We start from the raw sequence: 9,887 nt of genomic DNA, 5'->3' as shown, positions 1-9,887 counted from the left end.
TGTCGCACAATCTTTGTGCGGTATTGCCTAAAAGTAATATTACACAAGTTTTGTACGGTGTTGCCATAGGAAAAGGCGGTGAAATCATGCAGGCATTCCCGAAAAAACGCGGCATTCTGGCAGTGTTCCTGACAGATCTGCAATCGGAGTACAATCACACATTGTTAGAGGGCATCACCAAGCAGGCGAATGCTCTCCGCTATGATATTGTCACATTTTCCTTTTTTTCCAATGCCAACTGTGACACGCCGTTTCAGACAGGGGAGGAGAATATTCTTTCACTGTTTCACAAAGGGTATGCCGACGGTATTCTCACACAAAAGGGCATGTTTCAGAAGCCGGAGGTGCGGCAGCGAATCGACCAGATCTGTCTGGAATCCGGTTTGCCGTTTCTGGACATCGGCGAGGAAAATTGTGACGCAGTGTATCCGCTTTGGAATGACCGGAAGATTTTCTGCGATCTGGTGAACCATTTGATCGAAGTGCACCACAAGCGTAAGATCTACTGCCTGACTGGTCCGCCGGAACTGCACCAGTCCCGCAACCGTGTCCTGGGATTTCGGGATGCAATGCAGCAGCACGGGCTTCCGGTGTCGGAACAGATGATATTTTACGGGGATTTCTGGGTGCACTCCGGCGAACGGCTGGGGAATGCCATTGCAGACGGCGGTGTTGCAATGCCGGAAGCGGTGGCATGTGCCAATGCGGCAATGGCAGAGGCTCTGATCCGCACGCTGCAAAAACGCGGCATTGCCGTTCCGGAAGATATTGCAGTCGTGGGGTATGACCCGTTTATGACCAATATGCTCAACGTTCCTTCAATCACTTGTATGACAAGCATGAACTATAATCTGGGAGTCAACAGCGTTTGTCAGCTGCACTACGAAATCACCGGTGAAATCTGTACTCCCATTCCATGCCGACCGGAAGTGCTGGAGCCTGCGGAAAGCTGCGGCTGTACCATGTCCGGAAATGGTGTGTTTGCCGGATACAAGCGAGATCTGGCAGAGCAGCTGAAGTTTGCTTATTTGCTTCAGTACAGCGGCATGATTCAGAAAATTTCCGCACCGGACAACTTGATGGAATTTGCGAAAGAACTGCACCACGTGCTATACCTGATTCGCCGCATCAAGGTGTTCTACCTCTGTATCGGCGAAGACTGGGACGGCATCATCAGCACCAATGGCAGCACATACCGCACCGCAGGGTATCCGGACACATTTTTTCTGTTCCGGCAGGTGTACGGCAGTTCCGATTATGAGATCGTCCACCTGCGGGAATTGGTGGAAATTTTGCAGAATCCGGAAACGCCCTCTGCCTATCATCTGGTTCCGCTGCACTATGAGGACCGCTGCTTTGGATTTCTGGCGGTGGAGTTCGAGGGAGAACAGTACAGCTTGGACAAGCAGTTCCTGACGTGGACGGAATATGTCAGCTCGGCTCTGGAAACCATGCGTATCCGAAACTATCTGAAACAGTTCAGCGGGCGGATCCACCTCACTGCCATTCGCGACCCGCTTACGGGAATCTATAACCGCCGCGGCTTCGAGGAGTTGTCCTCTGAAATTTACGAGCAGTCCATTCTGCACGGGGAGAAGTTCCTGCTGGTGGCAGTGGATATTTACAATCTGCACGAGATCAACCGGAAACAGGGCAGCAACGTGGGGGATAAAATTCTGATGACCGTGGCAGATGCCCTCAGCAGCAGCTGCTTGGGAAACGAAATTTGCTGCCGCTGCAACGGCGACCACTTTTATCTGATCGGTTCCTATTCTTACCGGTTTGATGCTGGCAGAACGCATATCGATGCCATTCAGCAGTACTGCAATCAGCATCTGGAAGAAAGGGAATCCGGTGTGCATGTTAAGCTGCTGATGAGTTGCTTCTGTGAAAAAGTCAGCCAGACGGTATCCCTTGCGGAACTGATCGCCTATGTGGACCATGTCATTGCACAGAAACAGCTGGAGGAGGAAAAGCAGCTTGCCTATTGGAAGAACATGAACACGCTCCGGCAAAAGATCTACAGCCGTCCCCAGGAAAACTGGAACATCGCAGATATGGCACAGATGATGCTGTTGAGCCGTGCCTATTTTCAGCGGCTGTATAAGCAGAATTTCGGTGTCAGTGCCATGTCCGATGTGATCGCTGCCCGAATCGCCATGGCGAAAAAACTGCTGGCAGACGGGCAGAATACCCTTGCGGAGATCGCCGAACAGTGCGGCTATCACAGCGAGATCTACTTCATGCAGCAGTTCAAAAAGGAAACCGGCATGACACCTACGCAGTACCGCACAAAGGGAAATGCCGAATAATCAAGAAAACCCCGCACAGAGTCGTTGGCGGACTTTGTGCGGCATTGCCTTAAATATAATATTCCGGTTCATTTTCTGTTGAAACATACTGATGTACGCTCTGGCGAATTACCAGTGTGGATTGCAGTTCCGTTTTCACCACTGCCTTGTGACCGCCGTTCATGCGGTCTGTCAGAATCTGAATCGCCAGATGTGCCATTTCCGTTTTCGGCAGGGAAACCGTTGTCAGCATCGGCGTGGTGTACTGAGATTCCACAATGTTGTCGCTGGAGATCACTGCGGGGTGATAGTACCAGTTCTTGCTCTGTGCCAGATATTTCAGCATACCGATCGCCAGAATGTCATTGGCACAGTAAAACGCACTGGGCGGCGTTTCCTGCTGGGAGAAATATGCCATGGCCTGATAGCCGTTTTTCTCGTTGGGTGTGATGTCGTAAACATCGTCAATATCCGGTGCAATGCCGTGATGCACCAGTGCTTCCTGATAGCCCACATACCGCGTTTCATTATGGCAGTCTCCTACGTAGCCGATTTTTTGATGCCCGCAGGAAATCAGATAATTCACTGCTGTCAGTGCGATTTTTCTGCCGTCGCACAAGACCTCGTCCACTTCATAAGTGGTGGAGTTGCGGTTGATAGAAATGAGATTTTTCTCATAGCGTTTCAGCGATTTCAGTCCTTTTTGCGAGCATTTTCCAATGAGAATCAGCCCGTCGTGCTTTTGCTTGGTATCATGAAACATTTGTGCCGCCGACTTTTCGATTTCTGAAAAGTCGGTCTTTTTTTCGCTGGAAAAGACCGCGTGCCGCCAGATATTTTCAATCAGTCCGCCGCTTTTCCGCACTTCGATCTCCACCAGCCGGAGCATTTCGCTGTAGAACGGATCAGTTTCATCGGAGTTGACGCGGGTCAGCAAGATGTTGATATGAAATATCTTGTTCGGAGCACTGCCGCTTTTCAGAGCCTTTGCTGCTTCGTTGGGCACATAGCCGATTTCCCGTGCAGTCTGTAGGATCTTCTCTTTCAGTTCCATAGAGTGGCACTTGTGCTCCGGATCCCGCAGCACCCGTGCTACCGTGGAAACCGATGCCCCTGTGATTGCCGCAATTTTTGTAATGGACATTTCCCCTCACCTCATATCCGAGAATCTCTATCTGTATTCTATATTTTATTATAGCGGGAAAACTTCTGCTTGTCAAGGCGTATGATAACGTTGTCTAAAATGAAATACTGGGTATCCTGTAGGAAATGTAGGAAAATAAACAAAAACCACGTATTTTCGTCAAGTCTTTTTTGGCATCGTTGCCGCTTGTACTGTGAAAAAAAGAAAGCTACTGTCTGTTTTCACAGAAAAGCGGCATTTTTTTACCCGTTTGGCGGAGAAAATCACGTGAAATGACAACGCTGTCACCATTTTCTCTGGACTTTTCGCTTGCGGTGGGGTAGAATGAAATCACACCAAGGGAATGAATTCCCTAAGGCAAATCGGAAAAAGGTGATAGCAATGAAAAAATCAGAACAGGAAAACATCATTACAGTTTCACATCTGAACAAAGAATTCGTCAAGGACGGCACTTCGTTTCAGGTATTGAAAGACATTGATCTTTCCGTAAAAAAAGGAGAGTTTGTCACAATTGTGGGACACAGCGGCTGCGGAAAGAGTACCCTTTTGAAAATCATCTGCGGTCTGGTATCGTATCAGGACGGCGGCGTTTCCCGAAACGGTCACGCCGTTTCCGGACCAGATGCACAGTGCGGTATGGTATTTCAGGATCACCGGCTGCTGCCGTGGCTGAAGATCAAGGACAACATTGGCTTCGGTATCCGGAATATGACTAAGGCAGAACGGGAAGAGCACATTGCACGGCATCTGGAACTGGTGGGACTGAAAGGCTTTGAAAATGCCTATCCCTCGCAGCTGTCCGGCGGCATGTCCCAGCGTGTGGCAATTGCCCGCGGACTTGCCGGCAATCCTTCCATTCTGCTGCTGGACGAACCGTTCGGTGCACTGGACGCACTGACACGAATCCAGATGCAGAAAGAGATTCTGCGGATTCAGCGGGAGGAAAAAGTCACCATGGTCATGGTCACCCACGATATTGACGAAGCAATCTATCTGGGCGAACGCATTGTAATCATGTCTGCACGGCCGGGCGAAATTCAGGAGATCATCACTACTGATAAATACTCCCGCATGAACCGCGGCAGTTCCGGCTTTGCCGCATACAAAAAGAAAATCTACGAGCACTTCTTTCAGGATTCTGCGGAATTTCTGCAAGAGGCAGAGTACATGATCTGAGGGAGGAGATACCATGAAAACGCAGAAGGTCAAACAGATTTTACTGGGACTGATTGTTCCGGTGCTGATACTGGCGGCGTGGATCTGTGCTACCCATTTCGGGAACATTCCCACCAGTATCCTGCCGAAAATTTCCATGGTGTGGCAGGCATTTCTGGAGATGCTGCAAAGCGGGCAGCTCTGGAATGACCTTTCAGTCACACTTTCCCGCGTGCTGAAAGGGTATCTGCTTTCCGCCGTGTTGGGAACGGTTCTGGGGTCGCTGATGGGCATGTCCAAAACGGTGTTACACCTGTTGCAGCCCACGGTGACTGTGATTCGGCAGATTCCCATTATTGCATGGATTCCGCTGATTATTCTGTGGTGCGGCATCGGGGAATTGTCCAAAGTGGTAGTCATCGTCATGGCGGCATTCTTCCCCATTATGATGAACACCATGAGCGGCATTTCCAGTACACCGGCGGGCTATATTGAGGTGGCACAGCTGTACAAGCTGAACTTTTTCAAAACGTTCCGGAAGGTCCATCTGCCCCACGCACTGCCGCAGATTCTGGTAGGGCTGAAACTGGGGCTGGGGATTTCGTGGATGGCAGTTGTCGCTGCGGAACTGATTGCTTCTCTGTCCGGTATCGGCTACCGCATGAGCAATGCCAGAAGCCTGATGCAGTCGGACGTGGTGATCGTGTGCATGATTCTCATCGGACTGATCGGGATTCTCATGGATAAGATTCTGGGCGGAATCTTTACAGTGATTACGCCTTGGAATAGAAAACAAAAATAATGGCAGTCACGCACAGGCTTTGTGCGGTGTTGCCCTAAAAAATGGAGGTATTTCAAATGAAACACAACAAGATTTTCGCATTTCTTCTGGCAGGTGTCCTGAGCCTTGGTATTGTGGGCTGCGGCAGTGCCGGTTCTTCTGACAGCAGCAGCACAGAGCAGGCTGCATCTTCGGCTTCTGGTGATCTGAAGCCCCTGCGGCTGGGCTGCCCTGGTTTTGACGACTATCCGCTTCTGGAAAACGGCAAGCTTGCCTACGACAAGGGCTATCTGGAAGAAGAACTCAATGCCGCAGGCTACACGCTGGATCTGGTGACGTTCCAAGAGGCAGGTCCGGCAATCAATGAGGCATATGCTTCCGGTGAACTGGACATGGCATTCTACGGGGATTATCCGGCGGCGACAGCTTACAGCAACGGCGTGGATATTCGTGTTATCGGCGTGGCAGATAAGCAGATGAACGCTGGTGTGCTGGCACAGAAAGATGCCGGAATCCAGTCACCGAAAGATCTGGAGGGCAAAAAAGTCATTATCGGTATCGGCACAAACTATCAGGAATACTGGAAGCATCTCGTAGACACCTATGACATTGATGAGAGCAAGGTGGAGATCGTCAACGTGGTTTCTGATGCTGCATCTGTCTTTACCACCGGCGAAGCAGATGCATGGCTGACCTTGTACTATAATGTAGTGTACTACGAGAATCAGGGCTTGGGTGTCGATGTGGAAAACTCTGTGGCACATCCGGAAATGGCAAGCCTTTGGACTGTTACCGGCAGAAACGACTTCTTACAGGAAAATCCGGACGCAGCTGTGGCTGTACTAAAGGCGTTGCAGCGTGCCAAGGAGGAAACCGTTTCCAATCCGGACGAATTCTTTCACGCCATTGCATCCCCCACACTGGGCGTGGACGTGTTCCGGAAAGCCTATGGGTTCGATGATACCTTTGCTTTTCTGGACAGCGATATTGACAGCGGCGTGACCGACAAGCTGAACTACCTCAGCGACTTCATGCTGGAAAACGGCTACATCTCCAAGGCAATCGATGTGGACAGCTTTGTGGACACATCTTATTACGAAAAACTGAAAACAAGTGAACAATAAGGAGGAACAGAAAATGGCAAATTTGAAAGAACAGGCAAAGGCACTCTATCTCTATGGCTTCCCGCTGGTGGTGACCGAAGCGACCCACTGGGGAGCAGACGACAAGACATTTCAGCATCTGCGGACATTTCCCACCGACAAGGTGAACAAGATCGTGAAAATGAACAATGACACGCTGTACTCCACCGCGTGGACACAGCTGGCACGGACACCATATCTGGTACACATTCCGAAGATCACGGAACGCTACTATTTGTTCCCCATTCTGGACGCATACACCAATGTGGTGGAATCCATCGGGACACGGACTCCGGACAGGGCAGAAGGGGATTATATTCTGCTGTATCAGGACACACCGGTGCCGGCTGGATACGAATCCTATCGGGTGATTCGCTTACAGGATTCCCTGAATGCAGTGCTGCTGCGGATTGAAACGCGGGGCGAGGCAGATTATCCGGTAGTGAACCAAATCCAAGACTCTATTACCATTCGTCCGCTGTATCCGGAACGGGTGCGTCCGGTTCGGCAGGCACCGGAGCTTTCTCCGGCAGCCTATGTGGAAACCGTTTCGCCCAAGGAATTCTTCACGCTGTTTGCGGCACTTTCCGCGGAAAATCCTATTCGGAACGAAGCCTATGTGCAGATTTTTGAACAGTTCGGCTATGACCGCACCACAGGAGCCTTTTCATGGGACGACCTGACTGCGGAACAGCAGCAGGCACTGACCGAGGGCAGCCGTCTGGGTTTTGCAGAAATTCAGGCGGGAAAACGGAATCCGAAATACACCGTACAGCACCGCGGCTGGCTCTCTGTCATTGGCGGCGTAGGAACTTATGGTACCGACTATCTCCAGCGTGCGGAAACTGCCTATGGCGGCTGGGGTGCCAACATCATTCAGGACAGTGCCTATCTCATTGCAGCGGCAGATGACAGCGGTGCACCGTTGGCGAGCCGGAATCGCTACCGGCTGCACATTCCGGCGGACGGCTATCCGCATGCTTCCGTGTTCTGGTCGATCACGCTGTACGGCGAGCCCAGCAAGTATCTGGTGTCCAATCCCATTGGGCGGTACAAGGTCAATACCTATGATCTGGAAAACGGCAGCGTAGAAAAGAATCCGGACGGTTCGCTGGACATCTTCATTGCCTCAGAGGAACCGGAGGGCGGACTGGCACGGAAAAACTGGCTGCCGGCACCCGCTGCGGAGGAACATTTCACACTGGCATTGCGGGTGTACACACCGGACGAACTGACCATTCGGGGCGAATGGGAACCGCCGGTTCTGGAACGAATTTAAAGGGAGGAAACAGCAATGTCTGAATACAGTTATAACGCAGATGCGAAAGAAGCAACTGTCTTTACCAAGCAGCATAACGCCGCATTCGCCCAGCAGTTTGCAATTGATCTGGAAGATGCTTACAACAGTGAAGTAGCACTGGCACGACGCGGCTGCCTGAAAAAGCTGGACGGATTCCGGCTGAAAGACAAGACCGGAAACGTAGTCTGGGACTTGCAGGCATACGACTTTCTGAAACAGCAGGCAGTGGCGGATACCGTTCACCCCAGCCTGTGGCTCAACGGCAAGGCGAATATCGAAGCCGGTGTCTTTGAAGTACTGGCAGGGAAGATCTATCAGGTGCGGGGCATTGATGTGGCAAACCTGACCTTTGTCCGCAGTAAAACCGGCTGGATCGTCATTGACGTGACCACCAATACAGAAGCGGCTGCCTATGGCCTGCGTATCACTGAGGAAGTGCTGGGAGAGAACATTCGCGACCACATCAGAGCCGTGATTATCAGCCACTCCCACGCCGACCATTTCGGCGGCATCAAGGGCATCGTTTCCCCGCAGCAGGTGGGTAAGGCAGAGGGACAGGTACGCATTTACGTGCCGGCTGGCTTTGACGAAGAAACTGTCAAGGAAAACGTTTACGCCGGAACAGCGATGTTCCACCGTTCCAAGTACCAGTTCGGCGGCGACTTGCTCGCCGGTCCAAAGGGCAGAGTTTCCACAGGGCTGGGACTGGGGACTTCTTCCGGAACGCTCAGCTATATCACGCCTACCGATTTTATTGCGGAGGATACCACGCTGACCATTGACGGGCTGGAGGTAGAATTCCAGCTGACACCCGGCACAGAAGCACCGGCGGAGATGAACAACTATTTTCCGGAATATCGGGCATTCTGGGCGGCGGAGAACTGCACCGGAACCCTCCACAATCTCTATCCCATTCGGGGAGCACAGCTGCGTGATGCGGCGAATTGGTGGCGGTTTACGGCAATTGCACTGGAACGCTACGGCAAGCAGGCAGATGTGGTGTTCCAGTCCCACAACTGGCCGCACTGGAACACACCGGAAACGCCTCATGGCGTAGAGGATTTTCTCCGGAACAATGCGGCAGTGTACAAATATATCCACGACCGGACGCTGCATCTGGCAAATCAGGGCAGAACTGCCAAGGAGATCGCACGGGAAGTGGTACTGCCGGAGAAGCTGGCGAAAGTCTGGTACACCCGCCCGTATTACGGTTCTGTGGAGATCAACGCACGGGCAGTCTACTGCAAATATCTGGGCTTTTACAACGGCAACCCCACAGAACTGAACGCTCTGACAGAAACAGAGGAAGCCAAGCTGTTTGTGGAATATGTGGGTTCTGTGGAGCAGGTGCTGCATCTGGCGGAGCAGGACTATGCCGCCGGCAATTATCGCCGTGCCGCAAAGGCAGCTTCCTATGCGGTATTTGCAGAACCGTCAAACCAGCGGGCACGGCTGCTGAACGCAGACGCTCTGGAACAGCTGGCGTACCAGTCGGAATCCGGCATCTGGCGGAATGCGTATCTAAACGGTGCCTTTGAACTGCGGAACGGCACTTCGGAAACTGTGCGGCGGCTGGAGCAGGACGGCAAGAATGACCTGATACAGAACATGACACCGCGAATGGTGCTGGACTATCTGGGCATTGTGACAGACGGCGAAAAGCTGGCAGACGCAGATTTCCAGTTCCGGTTACAGCTGGTGACAAATGCCGCCGGAGAGCCGGCAGTATGGCAGGCAGGCGAGGCATTTCAGGTGCAGGCGGAATTTGCCGTGCACGTTTATCACGGAACGATTCTCTATTACGAGGGACATACGGAGGAATCGCTGCCGCTGATCCGAATTGCCACAGCTGCTTTTCCGGCAATTACGGCGAAGAACTTGGAAACACTGCTGCCGTTTGTGGAAACCGAGCATTTGGAATATTTGCAGCAGATTCACGATGCCGTAGTGGACCTGAACCAGCATAGCCAGTTTGCCTTGATCGAACCGAATCGTGAAAACCACTGAATCAAGGGCACTACCGCACAAAGATTGTGCGAAAGATGTGTCGTCAAATTTTTCGTCAGATGAAACA

The 9,887-nt window shown here is 51.8% G+C and carries 7 protein-coding genes; 6 read left to right on the top strand and 1 reads right to left on the bottom strand.

Annotation, left to right across the window (positions count from 1 at the left end):
• Positions 1 to 2,312 (top strand): AraC family transcriptional regulator (locus tag RUMCAL_RS12445; protein ID WP_021683301.1); only part of this gene is annotated, 2,312 nt, incomplete at its 5' end.
• 49 nt (positions 2,313 to 2,361) lie between these two features.
• Here the strand turns inward: RUMCAL_RS12445 and RUMCAL_RS12440 are convergent.
• A complete protein-coding gene (locus RUMCAL_RS12440; RefSeq protein ID WP_021683300.1) occupies positions 2,362 to 3,435 on the bottom strand; it encodes a LacI family DNA-binding transcriptional regulator in 1,074 nt (357 codons plus the stop codon).
• A gap of 381 nt (positions 3,436 to 3,816) precedes the next feature.
• On the opposite strand from RUMCAL_RS12440, the gene RUMCAL_RS12435 reads away from it, so the two are divergent.
• Genes RUMCAL_RS12435 through RUMCAL_RS12415 form a run of 5 tightly spaced genes read left to right on the top strand, consistent with a single transcriptional unit; the run spans position 3,817 to position 9,820 of the window.
• Positions 3,817 to 4,611 (top strand): ABC transporter ATP-binding protein, encoded by a 795-nt coding sequence (locus tag RUMCAL_RS12435; RefSeq protein WP_040648187.1) that lies wholly within the window; start codon positions 3,817 to 3,819, stop codon positions 4,609 to 4,611.
• A gap of 13 nt (positions 4,612 to 4,624) precedes the next feature.
• A complete protein-coding gene (locus RUMCAL_RS12430; protein WP_021683297.1) occupies positions 4,625 to 5,392 on the top strand; it encodes an ABC transporter permease in 768 nt (255 codons plus the stop codon).
• 56 nt (positions 5,393 to 5,448) lie between these two features.
• Positions 5,449 to 6,495 carry an ABC transporter substrate-binding protein gene (locus RUMCAL_RS12425; protein ID WP_040648186.1) on the top strand — a complete coding sequence of 349 codons (1,047 nt, stop codon included), beginning with the start codon at positions 5,449 to 5,451 and terminating at the stop codon, positions 6,493 to 6,495.
• Between the two features lie 13 nt (positions 6,496 to 6,508).
• Entirely contained in the window at positions 6,509 to 7,792 is a 1,284-nt protein-coding gene (locus RUMCAL_RS12420; protein WP_040648185.1) for a DUF1254 domain-containing protein, read from the top strand.
• Between the two features lie 15 nt (positions 7,793 to 7,807).
• Positions 7,808 to 9,820 (top strand): alkyl/aryl-sulfatase, encoded by a 2,013-nt coding sequence (locus tag RUMCAL_RS12415; RefSeq protein WP_021683294.1) that lies wholly within the window; start codon positions 7,808 to 7,810, stop codon positions 9,818 to 9,820.
• Positions 9,821 to 9,887: the final 67 nt, after the last annotated feature.

Origin of the sequence: Ruminococcus callidus ATCC 27760 (assembly GCF_000468015.1) — a bacterium.
Classification (GTDB): domain Bacteria; phylum Bacillota; class Clostridia; order Oscillospirales; family Ruminococcaceae; genus Ruminococcus_C; species Ruminococcus_C callidus.
Note: the sequence above shows the minus strand (reverse complement) of the source record. Positions and strands in the feature narration are given on the sequence as shown.